16 protein-coding genes and 1 pseudogene are annotated in these 14594 nt (G+C 58.7%); 13 read left to right on the plus strand and 4 right to left on the minus strand.

Annotation, left to right across the window (positions count from 1 at the left end):
- From Q2T52_RS26545 to Q2T52_RS26555, 3 genes and pseudogenes are all read right to left on the minus strand, one after another.
- A pseudogene (locus tag Q2T52_RS26545) lies at window positions 1-503 on the minus strand (hypothetical protein); the annotation flags it as partial.
- 60 nt (window positions 504-563) lie between these two features.
- A complete protein-coding gene (locus Q2T52_RS26550) occupies window positions 564-740 on the minus strand; it encodes a hypothetical protein (RefSeq protein WP_176218718.1) in 177 nt (58 codons plus the stop codon).
- A gap of 521 nt (window positions 741-1261) precedes the next feature.
- Complete coding sequence (locus Q2T52_RS26555) at window positions 1262-1828, minus strand: carboxymuconolactone decarboxylase family protein (protein ID WP_081177332.1); 567 nt, start codon at window positions 1826-1828, stop codon at window positions 1262-1264.
- A 176-nt stretch (window positions 1829-2004) separates the two neighbouring features.
- On the opposite strand from Q2T52_RS26555, the gene Q2T52_RS26560 reads away from it, so the two are divergent.
- From Q2T52_RS26560 to Q2T52_RS26570, 3 genes are all read left to right on the plus strand, one after another.
- Window positions 2005-2556 carry a TetR/AcrR family transcriptional regulator gene (locus tag Q2T52_RS26560; RefSeq protein ID WP_296097891.1) on the plus strand — a complete coding sequence of 184 codons (552 nt, stop codon included), beginning with the start codon at window positions 2005-2007 and terminating at the stop codon, window positions 2554-2556.
- Window positions 2557-2691: 135 nt separating this feature from the next.
- On the plus strand, window positions 2692-4203 hold the full coding sequence (locus Q2T52_RS26565) for a dihydrolipoyl dehydrogenase family protein (protein WP_302079923.1): 1512 nt from the start codon (window positions 2692-2694) through the stop codon (window positions 4201-4203).
- Window positions 4200-4817 (plus strand): CDP-alcohol phosphatidyltransferase family protein, encoded by a 618-nt coding sequence (locus Q2T52_RS26570; protein WP_302079924.1) that lies wholly within the window; start codon window positions 4200-4202, stop codon window positions 4815-4817. Before Q2T52_RS26565 ends, Q2T52_RS26570 begins: the two co-directional genes overlap by 4 nt.
- Before the next feature lie 50 nt (window positions 4818-4867).
- Here Q2T52_RS26570 and Q2T52_RS26575 read toward each other — a convergent pair whose 3' ends face one another.
- On the minus strand, window positions 4868-5476 hold the full coding sequence (locus Q2T52_RS26575) for an RNA polymerase sigma factor (protein WP_302079925.1): 609 nt from the start codon (window positions 5474-5476) through the stop codon (window positions 4868-4870).
- A 142-nt stretch (window positions 5477-5618) separates the two neighbouring features.
- Here Q2T52_RS26575 and Q2T52_RS26580 point away from each other — a divergent pair, with 142 nt between their 5' ends.
- The 10 genes from Q2T52_RS26580 to Q2T52_RS26625 form a co-directional block, all read left to right on the plus strand.
- A complete protein-coding gene (locus Q2T52_RS26580) occupies window positions 5619-6443 on the plus strand; it encodes a DUF547 domain-containing protein (RefSeq protein WP_302079926.1) in 825 nt (274 codons plus the stop codon).
- A complete protein-coding gene (locus Q2T52_RS26585; protein ID WP_081177326.1) occupies window positions 6436-7203 on the plus strand; it encodes a TVP38/TMEM64 family protein in 768 nt (255 codons plus the stop codon). Before Q2T52_RS26580 ends, Q2T52_RS26585 begins: the two co-directional genes overlap by 8 nt.
- Window positions 7200-7919, plus strand: coding sequence for an SDR family NAD(P)-dependent oxidoreductase (locus Q2T52_RS26590; RefSeq protein WP_176218716.1), 720 nt, complete (start codon window positions 7200-7202; stop codon window positions 7917-7919). Before Q2T52_RS26585 ends, Q2T52_RS26590 begins: the two co-directional genes overlap by 4 nt.
- Window positions 7916-8653 (plus strand): SDR family NAD(P)-dependent oxidoreductase, encoded by a 738-nt coding sequence (locus Q2T52_RS26595; RefSeq protein ID WP_081177325.1) that lies wholly within the window; start codon window positions 7916-7918, stop codon window positions 8651-8653. The genes Q2T52_RS26590 and Q2T52_RS26595 overlap by 4 nt, the downstream gene beginning before the upstream one ends.
- Window positions 8654-8756: 103 nt before the next feature.
- Window positions 8757-9002, plus strand: a complete 246-nt coding sequence (locus Q2T52_RS26600) for a zf-HC2 domain-containing protein (protein ID WP_176218715.1) — start codon at window positions 8757-8759, stop codon at window positions 9000-9002.
- 89 nt (window positions 9003-9091) lie between these two features.
- Window positions 9092-10321, plus strand: a complete 1230-nt coding sequence (locus Q2T52_RS26605; protein ID WP_081177323.1) for an ABC transporter substrate-binding protein — start codon at window positions 9092-9094, stop codon at window positions 10319-10321.
- 27 nt (window positions 10322-10348) lie between these two features.
- Entirely contained in the window at window positions 10349-12049 is a 1701-nt protein-coding gene (locus tag Q2T52_RS26610; RefSeq protein ID WP_436799590.1) for an ABC transporter permease, read from the plus strand.
- Window positions 12050-12051: 2 nt separating this feature from the next.
- Window positions 12052-12723: an ATP-binding cassette domain-containing protein gene (locus tag Q2T52_RS26615; protein ID WP_081177389.1), complete on the plus strand. Its 672-nt coding sequence runs from the start codon at window positions 12052-12054 to the stop codon at window positions 12721-12723.
- Window positions 12716-13825, plus strand: a complete 1110-nt coding sequence (locus Q2T52_RS26620) for an FAD-dependent oxidoreductase (RefSeq protein WP_139790702.1) — start codon at window positions 12716-12718, stop codon at window positions 13823-13825. Before Q2T52_RS26615 ends, Q2T52_RS26620 begins: the two co-directional genes overlap by 8 nt.
- Window positions 13826-14296: 471 nt before the next feature.
- Window positions 14297-14594, plus strand: a 298-nt coding sequence (locus Q2T52_RS26625; protein ID WP_302079927.1) for a YybH family protein, incomplete at its 3' end; no start/stop codon positions are given.

A 14594-nucleotide genomic window follows, 5' to 3' on the forward strand; every position in this document is an offset into this window, starting at 1 on the left:
CGCCAGGCACCGGAGCCGGGCGACGGTGTACGCCGGCTCAGCCAACGCCCGATAATGTCTTCTGCGGGTTCTGACGACCGTGGAGAGCTCCATTCCGGGCGAGAAAGTCGAAATCCAACCAGTGTTGCAACGACTTCCGCCGCGATTGGGAACGTGACGTTCTCAAGAATCATGGCGAGGCCGAAGACATCGCCTTTGTCGTCACTGAGAGGATCGAACCAGCCTCGTCCTTCATGGGTCACAATGATGATGCTACCACCATGCCGGTATTTGACGGCTCGGCGGGTGCTTTCTCTTAAATCGAGTTCGTATCCGGCCCTCTCCAGCAGGGCTTCACAACTGACGCTGGCGCGCAGCGCCTCTAAGTCTTTTCGTTCCATATTTTTCTTCGGCCGCGTGGCGGCCGTCCTTTCATTTTCCCGCAATGCGCGGGAGACCTCCTTCCCGCCGCGAAGAGCGGAGGGTGCAAGGGCGCAGCGCGCAACTGACAAAAGTTGCAGCAAGCGCTGCGGCGGCGCTTCCCTTGCGGCCGACAAGTCGCCAGCGGCAGGAACAGGCGGGTCTCAATGAGACCCGCGCGGGAAGTATTCGTGCACGATCTCAAGATCGTCTTCGTCATCGAGTTCGTCGGACGGAAGGACGCCGAATTCGTCGCCGGACTTGAACAGGGTGATGGGAACCATCAGATCGTTGCAGAGGTGGAAGGCGTGAGATTGGGCGAGAGAAAGATCGTGTGCCATCTTGAGGTGCTCCATCGGAAGCGGGCCAATTCCCGCTGATGGCTCCTCGATGGAACAGGGACGGTCGCGATCACCGCGAAGGCGAAGACGGAGCGGCGGCAGCTTGCTAGCCGACCCCTTGAGGGTTGATCGACGGAGATCCGAACCTGGTCCAGGACGCCATCACAACTAGCGGGTTTTGGGGTGCCGTCGATGCTGCAATGTATCGGCAGGCGACTTATCGCCTTTGCGCTGCCGTCGCCTTACCCACATTGGTGAACTTGATGGTCAGGCACCGGGACTGATGCCACATTCACCCAAGGCTATAACTTTGGTATTGCCGGTTGCGCTGTTAGACCCCCAACAGCAGAATTTTTCCAGTAAGATTGCACGAGTTTGGGTAACTTTCGTGATGTACTGCGCCGGATCAAGTTGTGGCGCTTGAGAAACTCAGAAACCTAGGCCGACGCAGATTTCATGCAAGGCAGGAGGCCTGTGAGTACAGCTCCCTGCCTCCCTTCCTAGGTCCCCATCCTCGAGTATCAATCGACCGAATACGGAGCAAAAACCGCATCAACCGGTGTCCCCGCCAAGTGATTGACGTAGTTGGAGAATGTCTTCGCAGCGATCGCCAACACAATGCCAAAGACGTGCTGCTCGGTATAACCTGCCGCAAGGAAGGCCTCGATCGAGGCCTTCCCGGGATTTCCTCGTGAAACGACCATCGCTTCGGTCATGGCTGCGACAGCCTGAAGTTTCGCATCCGGCAATTCTTCCCCGGATCTCAGCGCATCAAGAGATGCCGATGGAACACGCGACTTTTTGTCGGCGATCATCGAATGAGCAGCCATGCAATAAGTGCAGCCGTTCACGCGGCTGATTGTAAGAAAGACTGTTTCCTGCTCGGCAGACGTGAAGCCGGACTGGCTGCGGAAGGCGTCATAGCTCGACATGTAGTTGGCGAGAACCGGTGGCAACTTGGCCATGTATCCATACATGTTAGGTACAAAGCCGAGTTTGGCCTTGGCTGTCTCCAACAAGGCGTGAGCCTCGCCGGTGGAAGTTTCAAGTGTTTCGGGCTGCATATCGAGAAGCGGGATACGTGCCATGGAAAATCTCCTCTAATTTTCAGAACACTCGTTCTTTAAATTGAATTCGCGAGATTGGACAGCTATTTTAGAATGGTCGGTTCAGAATTAGGTGATCAATGTCAGCAACCAGCCCAACAATACGTCAGCGGGGCCGTCCGAGCGGCTTCGATCGACAAACTGCGTTGGAAGCGGCAATGCGGTCTTTCTGGGCAGAAGGCTTCGAAGCGGCTTCAATTGACAGGCTGTGTCGGGCAATGAATATGCCTCGTGCCAGCCTCTACCAGCTCTTCGGAGACAAGCAGGGTCTGTTTATGTCGGCGCTTGATCGATATGGCGAAACGCGTGTGTCGCGTGTCATAGCGGCGCTGGGACCTGTGGGGTCTCTGGCTGAGGATTTGTCCGCTTTTTTCGATGAAGTGATCCATCTTGCCACTTCGGATCGAGGCACTCCAGGGTGCCTGATTTCCTGCGTATTGGCAGATGCCGCTGGAACCAACCCGGTTTTCACGGCAGAACTTGATCGTCGCTTTACCGCGATGGAACATCGGATAGAAGAACGCCTTCTGCTGGCCCGGTGGCCAGTCGATGCGAAGATCTCGGCTAGTGCTGTGGCCGGAATGATCGCATCAGTGGCGCGGGGGATGACCCTCAAGGCGCGCTCTGGCCAGACGGCTGATGAGCTTCTGCCTATCGCCCGAACAGCGCTCATGGCGGTAACGAGGCTAGCTGATCATATAGAAAAATAGTCACTCTGTTTGGCGTCCCGCCGCGCCCGAGAAAGATCTCCAGCGATTTTTTTCTCCCTCCTTTGTAACAGATCGAACGCTTAATAGTCCTTGGTACAGCCGGCCGTTTTGGCCGAAGTCTGACAAGGAGCTCGCATGGCGTCGACCGACCAAAACTCCGCATCCACCAACAGCGATTGGAAACGACCCAAGCGGTTCGATCGCAATCTGATTGTTATTGGAGCAGGTTCTGCCGGTCTGGTCTCTGCCTATATCGCTGCTGGCGCAAAGGCGAAGGTGACCCTGATCGAGGCTCACAGGATGGGCGGCGACTGCCTAAATTTCGGGTGCGTGCCCTCGAAGGCACTCATTAAAAGCGCTAGGATCGCTCACCAGATGCGCCATGCCGTCCGCTACGGACTTGAACCGGTTGAGCCCAAGGTGCTTTTTTCCTCGGTGATGGAGCGCGTTCATAACGTCATCGCCGAAATAGAGCCGCATGACAGTGTGGAACGCTACACCTCATTGGGAGTTGAAGTTCTTCAAGGATACGCAAAGCTCATCGATCCGTGGACGGTTGAAGTCGCCCTTAACAATGGGGGCAGTCAACGACTGACCACGCGTGCGATCATTATTGCGACCGGCGCACAACCCTTCGTTCCACCCATTCCCGGTATAGACGAGGTGGGTTACCTCACCTCCGACACCCTATGGGATCGTCTTCGGGACCGCCCCTCGGCGCCTAAACGGCTGGTGGTGCTGGGCGGCGGGCCTATCGGCTGCGAGTTGGCGCAAAGTTTCGCACGGCTGGGGTCAGAGGTCATCCAGATCGAGATGGCACCGCGCCTGATGATCCGAGAGGACGAAGATGCAGCCTCATTGGTGGAAGCCTCCCTCAAGTTCGACGGCGTCCAGGTGCTTACAAACCATAAGGCGGTCGCCTGCGGGGTCGAGGCAGGTGAGAAGTGGATCGAAGTCGATCATGGCGGCGAAAAGCGGCGAATTGCTTTTGACGAGATTATCGCGGCTGTCGGGCGCGCGCCGCGCCTAAAGGGTTTTGGGCTGGAAGAGCTTGGCATCAAAGTCGATCGTGTGGTCGAAACGAACGAATACTTGCAGACGCTCCACCCGAATATCCTGGCCGCCGGCGATGTGGCCGGGCCCTACCAATTCACCCATGTGGCAGGACACCAAGCCTGGTTTGCGGCAATCAACGCCCTTTTCGGCGATCTTAAGCGTTTCAAGGCCGACTATTCTGTGATCCCCTGGGCCACCTTCACTGATCCGGAAGTGGCCCGCGTAGGGCTGTCGGAAGCCGAGGCTAAGCAAAAAAACATACCCCACGAGGTGACACGCTTTGGAATAGATGATCTCGATCGGGCGATCGCCGATGGATCCGCCCGCGGCTTCGTCAAGGTGCTGACAGTGCCGGGCAAGGACAAGATTCTTGGTGCGACTATCGTCGGTGAGCATGCCGGTGATCTGCTTGCCGAATTCGTCTTTGCCATGAAACATGGGCATGGCCTTGGCAAGATCCTCGGTACGATCCACATCTATCCGACGCTCGCCGAGGCAAACAAGATGGTCGCCGGCCAGTGGCGCCGCGACCACATCAACGCCTTCCGCCTGTCGCTGCTTGAGCGCTTCCAGACCTGGAGGCGTGGATGATCGACGCTCGCATCCTGCCACTGCAACGTGCCGCCCTTCAGCCGGTCGCCGAATTTCTGGCCCATCGCGGCATAGGGGCAGACCAAATCAGCCTTACGGGGTTTGTGGCCGGCTTCGGTGCATTTATCGCCTTATGCTTCGGACAATGGCCCGTGGCCCTCTCGCTCATCCTCCTCAATCGCCTTTTGGACGGTCTCGACGGCGCGGTCGCGCGGATTGCGGGGCCAACAGATCGAGGAGCGTATCTCGATATTGCCTTCGACATGGTGTTTTACGCGCTCATCCCACTCGGATTTGCGCTGCAGGCACCCGAAACGCATGCGCTGCCGGCCGCCGTGCTGATCGTATCCTTCGTGGGGACGGGCTCCTCATTTCTCGCCTTTTCTGCGGTTGCGGCAAAGCTCGGCAGGAAGGCCGCAGATTTTCCGACCAAAGGCATCTATTACGCCGGCGGACTGGCAGAAGGTTTCGAGACGATTGCGGTCTTTATTGCCATGTGCCTGTTTCCGGCGAAATTTTCCCTGATCGCCTATGGATTTGCCGCGCTCTGCATCGTCACCACCGTAATTCGCTGGCGACAGGGGTGGGTGGCCTTCTCCGATGCTGAGCACTAGCCATGCGAAGCGTGGCGCCGGTACGGGATTGTACACGGCCAAGCACCGTGTCAAAGGCTTTTGTTAAGCTGATCAAGAGCGTTGCGAATGCTCACCCGCGCGCGGTGGAGGAGCACGCGCATGTTGCCTTCGCTCATATCCAGAAGAGCACAAACCTCTTTGGGATCGAGTTCCTGCTGCCCACGGAGCATCAGCACCGCGCGCTGTGCCGGGGGCAGCGCCTCGATGGCTGTCTCGACATGCTTGAGGACGCTGCGACCCTCAACGTGTCTGTCCGGTGTCAACTCATCCCAAAGTTCGGGCAGATCTCGCCAGCGGCCGCGGCCGTCGAAGGCGTTTGCAAGGCCGTCGCCGTCGGTTGCATCGTCGAAAAACACGGTTCTTCCATCACGTTTCGCGAGGGTTCGGGCCTTGTTGAGGAGGATAGTGTAGATCCAGCCAGCCAGGGAGCTTCGTCCCTCGAAGAGATCGATCCGGCTGAGCACCGAGACCCACGTATCCTGTACGACTTCTTCGGCCACATATCGGCTTCTGACGATGCCGGTCGCAAAACGAACCATCGCGGCATTGTGCCGCCGAAACAGGTTCTCGAACGCAGCCTGATCCCCTTCGATCAGCCGTCGCAGCAAGTCCTGTTCATCGATTTCCGATTTCCCCACAGCCCCTCCGAACAGTGTCCGAGAGGTATTAACAGAATAATCGTTCTAAAAGTCCAGCAAGTTTTGCTCATATCAAGCCATCGTGACGCTGAAACCGATGGGTCCCGAGCGAAACACGCAAGAAAACAAGAAGGAAGGCAGAATGAGCCCGATGCACGACAACATCTCTCGTCGCGGTGTACTGAGCCTCGCTGGTGCCGGCCTGGTTGCGATCACATCCCGACCCGCAATTGCCTCAAGCTTTTCAGCTTTGGCGCCGGTCGGCACATCGAGTGTCGATCACAGCAGCTTCGATCAACTGCTCCAACGTTATGTCAAGCCGGACAAAAGCCGCTATAACCGCGTCGATTACAACTCGTTGCGGCGGGAGGGCGCCACCGCGCTAAAATCCTATCTCGACGGACTATCCCGTATCGACGCCAGTCGTCTCTCACGCAATGAGGGCCACGCGTTCTGGATCAACCTCTACAATGCCAAGACCCTTGAGGTCGTAATCGATCATTATCCCGTGGCCTCTATCAAGGACATCAAGCTCGGCGGCGGCGGTCTATTCAAAACCGGCCCCTGGTCGAAGAAGATCATCATGGTCAGCGGGACGGAGCTGTCGCTGGATGATATCGAACACGAGATCGTCCGGGGCTTGTTCAAGGATCCGATGAGCCATTACGGCTTGAACTGCGCGTCCTACTCATGCCCGAACCTGTCAGCGACGGCTTACTCCGGCGGCAATGTCGATGCCCTGCTCGCTGAAAACGCCCGCGACTACGTCAACCACCCGCGCGGCATAACTGTGTCGGATGGCGAGATCACCGCGTCGAAAATCTATTCCTGGTACGCCGATGACTTCGGCGGCAAGGGCGCACTCAAGGCCCACTGGAAATCACTTGCAAGCGTCGATCTGGCAAAACGGATCGATACAGCCTCTGTCGGCTCTTTTGTCTACGATTGGTCACTCAACGATGTCTGATGAGAACTCCAGCAACCACATGTCAAACAAGGCCACGTCTCTACATGAACGCCTCATACGACTCGCCCCCGTTGGGATTCTCGTGCTGGGCCTAGCGGTTGGTTATGCCCTGGGCCTGGAGAAGTACCTCAGCCTCGGCTATCTTGCCGAGCAAAGGCAGGCAATGAGAGCATATGTTGACGGTAATGCGGTTTGGTCTGCACTGTTATTCGTCGGCGCCTACATCCTTGCCGTCGCCTTCTCGTTCCCGGCCGCATCCGTCCTGACGATATTCGGCGGATTTCTGTTCGGCTGGCTGTTAGGCGGTGCGCTTGTCGCCGTTGGAGCAACCATCGGGGCGTCCATTCTGTTCCTGGCTACTCGCTCAGCCTTTGGGAGCTTCCTACGCCAGAGGGTCGACGGAGTGGTCAAAAAGCTCGCCGACGGCTTTCGCAAAAATGCCTTCAGCTATCTCTTTGTCATACGTCTTGCCCCCGTCTTCCCCTTCTTCGTCGTCAATATCGCAGCCGCTCTCTTCGACATCAGCCTCGGACGCTTCGTCGCCGCAACATTTCTCGGGATTTTACCCGGCACATTCGCCTATGCCTATCTCGGCCAAGGCGTGGACAGCGTGCTGGTAGCCGCGCAGGCCGCCGGACGCGAGGCACAAATATCGGATCTGGTAACGCGGGAAATCACGATCGCATTTTTTACACTTGCCGTCGTCGCGCTCATCCCAACGGTCGTCAAGCAGGTCCGTCAGCGCAGGGGTGGCGTTTGACCACGCATCGATCGTCACGTGCCCCCATATCCTATTTCGTAACTGGCGCCTCGTCGGGCATCGGGCTGGAAATTGTTCGCCTGCTTGATGCCCGTGGCGAGCAGGTCATTGCAACAGGACGGCGACAGTCAGCAGACCTTCCTGCAGGCTTCCCGGATGTGCCGTATCACGTGGCGGATCTCGCCGATGTGGCTGCACGCACGCGGCTGGTCGAGGCTCTGCCCGCAACGCTTGACCGCGCCATCCTGTGTGCCGGGAAAGGTCACTACAGGGCGTTGACTGAAGAAGTCGATTCCGAAATGGCCGACGTGGTCGAGGTCAATGTCAGAGCGAACATACATCTGACACATGGCCTCTATCAGCCACTCGTGGCCGCTAGCGGTCGGATCGCACTTGTCGGCTCGGTTGCAAGAAAGGGGGCTTCCACTATGCCCATCTATTCGGCAAGCAAGGCGGCAATCGATGGTTTGGCACGGTCCCTCGCACTGGAATGGCAGGGGAGAATAACCGTGAAGGCGCTGCATCCGGGACCGACCGCGACAGGCATGTCGGTCCGCTCTGGTCGACCAGCGGATTTTTTTGATCGGATCATGCTTAAGCCTGAAGCGGTCGCGAGCACGATCCTGGCGATGCTCGAGGAGAATGGCGGTTATCGCAGGACGATTTCCTATCCTCGCATCCTGACAGATACCCTCTTGCGGAGGTCGACGACATGAAGGTGCTTGTCGTAGGTGGCGCTTCTGGTCTTGGCCGGGCACTCGTTGAGATCGCGATACAGCGTGGAGACGAGGTCAGCGTGCTTGATCTGGACGCAAGGGCGCTGGAAGCCCCGGCTGACAAAGCCGTGATAGCAGTTTGCGACATTTCCAATAGCGAAAGTGTGGGCGCGGCACTTGCTTCACTTGCAAGCCGATCGCCATTTGACCTGGTCGTTCTTACCGCCGGCATCAGTGCCGTCGGCAGGTTTGAGGAATTGGAGTTGTCCGAGATGTGGCGCGTCGTGGCTGTCAACCTGACCGGGACGATGATTGTCACGAAAGCCCTTATTCGCGGCGAGATGATTGCACGCGGTGGCCGCCTGGTGCTGACATCGTCGCTCTCGCATTTCGTAGGCTATCCTGGCGCCAGCGCATATGCGGCCTCTAAGGATGGTGTCACCGCCTTCGGCAAGAGCATTGCAGCCGAGTTCATGCGCAGACATTCGATCACAGTACAGATTGCGGTTCCAGGTCCAATGGACACGCCACATGCCGAACGCCATGCACCGCCTGGCAGCAAACGCGATCGACGCGCAAAACCGGAACTGATAGCGGCCGCGATCCTAAATCGCCGCCGCGCAGGGATCTTCGTGCCGGGTTTGGCGGCGCGTCTCATGGCAGGTATCGGCCGTTTCTTTCCGGGGTTATCCGGGCGCCTCATGCTGAGCGCAATCTATAACCGTCTGCCATGACCGGTGCGCGATATTTTAAATCATCAGAAAAAAGACGCGTCAGCTGTAACGGATCCCCCCGGATCGAGTCATGTCCAACAGGTCCAGAATAAGGATTGATCTGATGTTCAGATGCAGTGAAGTCGCCGAACGCGCCAGCCTTCTCATCGATGGCGAGCTCGGACCATGGCAACGCTTCAACATGAAGCTGCACCTCGCCATGTGCCGCGGATGCCGGGCGTTCATCGAGCAAATGCGGATTACCCGCGACCTGACGCGCGCGGCGGTTGCGTCGGAAGATCAACACATCGGCCCAGAGATCGAGGCCGCTCTCGCGTTGAGGCGAGCGCGATCCATCGGCAAAACCTAAGTGTCCGAGAGGGCCTCAGGAGTTAAATCACATGTGGAACGTGACTCCGAGTGAGCTCGGTCCGATCCGAACGAAGGAGATAGTCCCGAATGCGCTTCATCAAGAGAGTCTTGGCAGCCAGCCTTATTACAGCGATCAGTGGCCTCAACGCAGTGGCGGCTGAACGCGATGTAAAGGACTGGAGCGCCATCGAGAAGGCCGCATCCGGGCAGACGGTCTATTTCAACGCCTGGGGCGGATCTGAAAACATCAATGCCTATCTCGAATGGGTTGGCGCCGAAATGCAGTCGCGCTACGGCGTCACCGTCTTGCAGGTGAAGCTCGAGGATACCGCAAGCGCCGTCGCCAAGGTGATCGCCGAAAAGGCGGCCGGCAAGAACGAGGGTGGCTCGGTCGATCTCATCTGGATCAATGGCGAGAACTTCGTCTCGATGAAGCAGCAGGATCTGCTTCTGACGCCGGGCTGGGCAACGGCGCTGCCGAACTGGCAATATGTCGACGTCGAGAACCAGCCGACCATCCTCACGGATTTCACCGAGCCGACGGATGGGCTGGAAAGCCCTTGGGGCGGCGCGAAGATGGTCTTCTTCTACGACAGCGCCAGGACTGACTCAGCCTCGTTGCCCGATAATGCGGTCCAACTGCTAGATTGGGCGAAGAAGCATCCGGGACGTTTTTCCTATCCGGCGCCTCCGGATTTCATCGGCTCGTCCTTTTTGAAACAGGTGTTGAGCGAAGTCATCGATGATCCTTCCAAGTTGGCAAAGCCGGTCGATGAGAAAACCTTCGAGCGGGATGTCGAACCGCTCTTTGCCTATCTTGATCAGCTGCACCCGGTGGCCTGGCGTCAGGGCAAGGCCTTTCCGCAGAACTACCCGGACATGAAACAGAAGCTCGCGGACGGCGAACTCGACATCATCTTCGCCTTCAACCCGGCAGAAGCCTCAGCAGGCATCAAGGCAGGCGAGCTTCCTAATACCGTGCGCTCCTTCACGTTTTCCCACGGCACCCTCGGCAACACGCATTTCGTCGCCATCCCCTACAATGCCAATGCCAAAGAAGGGGCCCTTTTGACGGCGAACTTCCTGATTTCGCCCGAAGCACAACTACGGAAGCAGGATCCGACCTACTGGGGCGATCCGACCGTTCTCGCCATGGGAAAACTGCCGGAGGAGGATCGTGCCGCCTTCGCCGCACTCGACCTTGGTGTGGCAACGCTTGCGCCCGATCAGCTCGGACCGGTCATTGCAGAACCCCATGCGAGCTGGATGGAGCGTATCGAAGTCGAATGGCGCCGACGCTACGCCAGCGGCAACTGAGCCGTGGCAGTTGAAGCGGTAGATCGCATGTTCAGGAACGGCTTGACCACAGTCTTTCCGAGGGCTGCGGTCGCACTCACGCTGGGTTTCCTGCTTCTGCCGATCACCTTCGGCTTGCTCGGCACGCTCCTTCCGGCCTTCGGCTATCTGCCAGCTCTTGGAGGCTTTGAGCTGGGGCTCGGGCCCTTCCGAGATCTCTTCGCCACGCCAGGGCTGGTTGCCGCCGCAGCCTTGAGCGTGGCGACGGGTCTTGCCGCGTCGCTGATCTCTGTCGGAATTACGCTGGTGTTCGTCGCGAGTTATGCCGGCACGCCGACGCTCTCTCGCCTGCAGCATCTGCTGTCGCCGCTGCTTGCCGTTCCCCATGCTGCCGCGGCCTTTGGCTTCGCCTTTCTGATCGCACCGTCCGGCTTTCTGATCCGCCTGGTCGCCCCCGTCTTCGGGATCGATCGGCCGCCGGATGTTCTCATTCCCCATGATCCCATGGGGCTGGCGATGATCGCGGGGCTGGTGATCAAGGAGACGCCCTTTCTCTTTCTCGTGACGCTCGCCGCCCTGCCACAGGTCGACCTCGTCGCTGCCCGCAGGCTTGCAGCCTCCTTCGGCTATGGCCGGATCGCCGGCTTCGTCTACCTGCTCTGGCCGGCGCTCTACCGCCAGATCCGCTTTGCCGTCTATGCCGTGATCGCCTATTCGTCTTCCGTTGTCGATGTCGCCCTGATCCTCGGTCCCAATTTGCCCGGCACGCTTGCGACACGGCTCGTCCAGTGGATGAACGATCCGGATCTCTCCGCCCGCTTTCTCGCTTCGGCCGGCGCCGTGCTGCAGCTCGGCGTTACCCTCGTGGCACTGATATCCTGGTTCGTCCTGGAGCGTCTTGCGTCCAGTGCGCTCAAGACTGTGCGTGACAAAGGCTGGCGGTTGGTGGCCGACAGGTTCGTCCGCCGCGTGTCGATCCTCCTCGTCGGCCTAATTGGCACCATCGTTTTCGCAGGACTTGCCATCCTCGCCATTTGGTCGCTGGCCGGCCTCTGGCAGTTTCCGGACATCCTGCCGCAGAGTTTCACCTTGCGAAGCTGGATGAATGCCTGGCCGCGCATCGGCGATCCCCTGGTCACCACGCTGCTGACGGGCCTTGCCTCGGCCCTGCTCGCCATCCTGCTCACGATCGGTTGCCTGGAGCGGGAGCTTCAAACGGGCCGCAGCGTCGACGAAAAGGCGCTGTTGATGCTCTATCTGCCGCTGATCGTGCCGCAGATCACCTTCGTCTTCGGCCTGCAGTTGCTCTTCATCGGCAGCCGCAGCGAACACAGGCTGACGGCGCTGGTGCTCGTTCATCTGGTTTTTGTGCTGCCTTATGTTTTCCTCTCGCTGGCCGACCCGTGGCGCTCGCTCGATCGTCGATATGAGACCATCGCCACCGCTCTTGGCCGGTCGCGACTGTCTGTGCTCATATCGATCCGCCTGCCCATGTTGATCCGCCCGATCCTGACGGCCATGGCAGTTGGCTTCGCCGTCTCGGTCGGGCAATATCTGCCGACGGTTCTGATCGGCGAGGGGCGGCTTTCAACCATCACCACGGAGGCGGTCGCACTCGCCTCCGGCAACAACCGCCGTGTCATCGGAGTCTATGCCCTGCTGCAGACCATCCTACCTTTCCTCGCTTTCGCCCTCGCGGCCTTGATCCCCGCAGCGCTGCACCGAAACCGCCGTGAGATGAAGGTCTGATGATGCTGCAAAGACAAAGCTCGACCGGCCTCTCGCTTTTTGGCGTCCTGATCCGCCTGAGAGGCATGACCCTGATCGATCTGAGTGCCGATGTGGCGCCCGGTTCGGTGCTGACCGTCATGGGGCCGTCCGGCTCGGGTAAATCCACCTTGCTGTCCTATATCGGCGGCTTTCTTGATCCGGCATTCGACGCCCGGGGCGCCGTCTCCGTCGATGGTCTCGATCTCCTGTCGCTTCAGGCAGAGGCCAGACGGGCCGGCATTCTCTTCCAGGATCCGCTGCTTTTCCCCCATATGTCGGTCGGTGCCAATGTCGCCTTCGCCATCCCGGCCGATGTCGCAGATCGCCGGCAACGTCGACAGATGGCTGCGGAGATCCTGGCCGAAATGGATTTGGCCGGGTTTGCCGAACGCGACCCTGCGACCCTGTCCGGCGGGCAGAAGGCACGCGTGGCGCTCGCCCGCGTTCTCGTGTCGCGACCACGCCTCCTGCTGCTCGACGAACCTTTCTCCAAGCTCGACATGGAGTTGCGCGCCCTGATGCGGCTGCTGGTTTTCGAGCGCGCAAGAACCGCCGGCCTCCCGGTCATCCTCGTCACCCATGACGAGGCAGATGCCGAGGCCGCAGGCGGTCCCGTCCACCGTCTCGGCTCCAGGGGAGCGCCACATGATTGAGACGGGCGATGCCGTGCCGATCCTCCTTCTGGGAGGGGGCCACGCACATGTGGAAGTCATTCGCCGACTGGGAGAACTCGGTCTCGGCACACAGATCACACTGGTCTCGCCCTCTCGCCACGCGCCTTATTCCGGCATGCTTCCCGGATATGTGAGCGGACAGTACAGTTTTGACGATTTCCACATCGATCTTGAGAAGCTGTGTACCCGCTATGGGGTCACCTTTATCGCCACGAGCGCCACGGCGATCGATCCGAACACTAGGCGGGTCAGCCTGGCTGACGGCATGTTGCTCGACTATTCGATCCTCTCAATCGACATTGGATCTACGCCAGCCCTGCCGCCCGGTGTGTCCGGAGGGATATCGGTCAAGCCGATTGCGAGTTTTACGCTGCGGCTGGAAGCACTCGACGCTCGGGCTGCTGAAAAAACAAGGAGGTTGCGTCTCGCCGTGGTTGGACAGGGTGTTGCAGGTGTCGAGATGGCTTTTGCCCTGCAGCGAAGACTAGGCCGCGACCGCGTAGACATCTTGCTCGCCGGTCGGGCTCATGATGTTGTGACAGAGCGCAGTCGTTTGGCGCGATGGATTTTGCGGCGGGAGCTGAACGCGGCCGGGATCATGAATTACCCTAATTTTGAAGTCACCAGCTTTGAGGCAGGGGAGCTCGTGGCCCGTGACGGACGAAAGCTCTTTGTGGATGATGTGGTCTGGACGACCTCGAGCGGAGCGCCAACCTGGCTTGGCAAAACCGGCCTCACGCTCGACGCAGGCGGGTTCATCCGGGTCGACCATTTCCTGCGATCAATATCGCATCCAGAGATTTTTGCGGCCGGGGATGTAGCCAGCCTTCCCGACCCAAGACCCAAGGCCGGAGTTTTCGCGGTCCGGCAGGGGCCCGTTTTGGCCGAAAACATCCGCCGCTGCCTCTCCGGCGAAACGTTGCAGCCGTTCCGGCCACAGCGGAGATGGCTTGCACTTATCTCATTGGCGAACGGGCGGGCAATCGCCGACAAATGGGCGCTCGCGGGATCAGGGCGATGGGTTGCGAGGTGGAAAAACTGGAATGACACGCGGTTCGTTAAGCGATATCGTGGTCGCTAACGACATAACGATGCATTGAGACTCGGCTGGAAAATGCCTTAATGCCAATTACTTCGCCGGAAGAACGCACTCATTGCTGGTCACGATGCCGGACCGGAGATTAGAGCTGAGATCGCCTTGCTGATCGAAACAGATAGCTCTTTGCCGTCGTTGCACAGTCCGACCTTATTGCGGAGTAACAGGCAACTGTGGGGTGGCTGATGGCTGAGCACTAAGATACGCAGCTACCACGTTGTTCAGTGGAAAAGATGTGCCGCAGACACCTTGACTAGTTTGCGCAAAATTGGACGTAATCATTTGCCCGTCGCTGACGATGGTGATAAAGATGCACAATGGAATTTGTTGGCGCTTTCACTGTGATTATTATCACCATTCATCGAGTGGTGGGCTAAGCACGTCATATTTCCAGACAAAGCAACCCGCCGCGAGGCGGGTTTTGTTTTTCCGCTCGCGGCCATTTTGGAGTCCAGAATGTCTGACCATCCCTTGAAAGCCCTTATCGAATCTGCAGACCGTTCCATATCGGCCAAAGACTTCGACAGCTTGATGCGATTCTACACCGATGATGCCACCTTAGTGGTCAAAGCAGGCATGTACGCCAAAGGCAAAGACCAGATCAGGAAAGCGTTCGAAGCAATCTCTGCTCATTTCCAAGGTAAATTGAAAGTCCGCCAAGGGCGGATGGAGGTGATCGAGGGCGGAGACACAGCGTTGGTCATCATGGAAACGTGGTTGGATGCCGTCGACGAAAGCGGCATTGCGACGTCGA

This window comes from Rhizobium oryzicola, from assembly GCF_030504645.1.
In the GTDB taxonomy this organism is placed as follows: Bacteria; Pseudomonadota; Alphaproteobacteria; order Rhizobiales; family Rhizobiaceae; genus Neorhizobium; species Neorhizobium oryzicola.

Excerpts from the sequence above, each read along its gene's own strand:
- Q2T52_RS26550 (WP_176218718.1), bottom strand. The coding sequence starts at position 740 with ATGGCACACGATCTTTCTCTCGCCCAATCTCACGCCTTCCACCTCTGC.
- Q2T52_RS26555 (WP_081177332.1), bottom strand. The coding sequence starts at position 1,828 with ATGGCACGTATCCCGCTTCTCGATATGCAGCCCGAAACACTTGAAACT.
- Q2T52_RS26560 (WP_296097891.1), top strand. The coding sequence starts at position 2,005 with ATGCGGTCTTTCTGGGCAGAAGGCTTCGAAGCGGCTTCAATTGACAGG.
- Q2T52_RS26565 (WP_302079923.1), top strand. The coding sequence starts at position 2,692 with ATGGCGTCGACCGACCAAAACTCCGCATCCACCAACAGCGATTGGAAA.
- Q2T52_RS26570 (WP_302079924.1), top strand. The coding sequence starts at position 4,200 with ATGATCGACGCTCGCATCCTGCCACTGCAACGTGCCGCCCTTCAGCCG.
- Q2T52_RS26580 (WP_302079926.1), top strand. The coding sequence starts at position 5,619 with ATGAGCCCGATGCACGACAACATCTCTCGTCGCGGTGTACTGAGCCTC.
- Q2T52_RS26585 (WP_081177326.1), top strand. The coding sequence starts at position 6,436 with ATGTCTGATGAGAACTCCAGCAACCACATGTCAAACAAGGCCACGTCT.
- Q2T52_RS26595 (WP_081177325.1), top strand. The coding sequence starts at position 7,916 with ATGAAGGTGCTTGTCGTAGGTGGCGCTTCTGGTCTTGGCCGGGCACTC.
- Q2T52_RS26600 (WP_176218715.1), top strand. The coding sequence starts at position 8,757 with ATGTTCAGATGCAGTGAAGTCGCCGAACGCGCCAGCCTTCTCATCGAT.
- Q2T52_RS26605 (WP_081177323.1), top strand. The coding sequence starts at position 9,092 with ATGCGCTTCATCAAGAGAGTCTTGGCAGCCAGCCTTATTACAGCGATC.
- Q2T52_RS26610 (WP_436799590.1), top strand. The coding sequence starts at position 10,349 with ATGTTCAGGAACGGCTTGACCACAGTCTTTCCGAGGGCTGCGGTCGCA.
- Q2T52_RS26615 (WP_081177389.1), top strand. The coding sequence starts at position 12,052 with ATGCTGCAAAGACAAAGCTCGACCGGCCTCTCGCTTTTTGGCGTCCTG.
- Q2T52_RS26620 (WP_139790702.1), top strand. The coding sequence starts at position 12,716 with ATGATTGAGACGGGCGATGCCGTGCCGATCCTCCTTCTGGGAGGGGGC.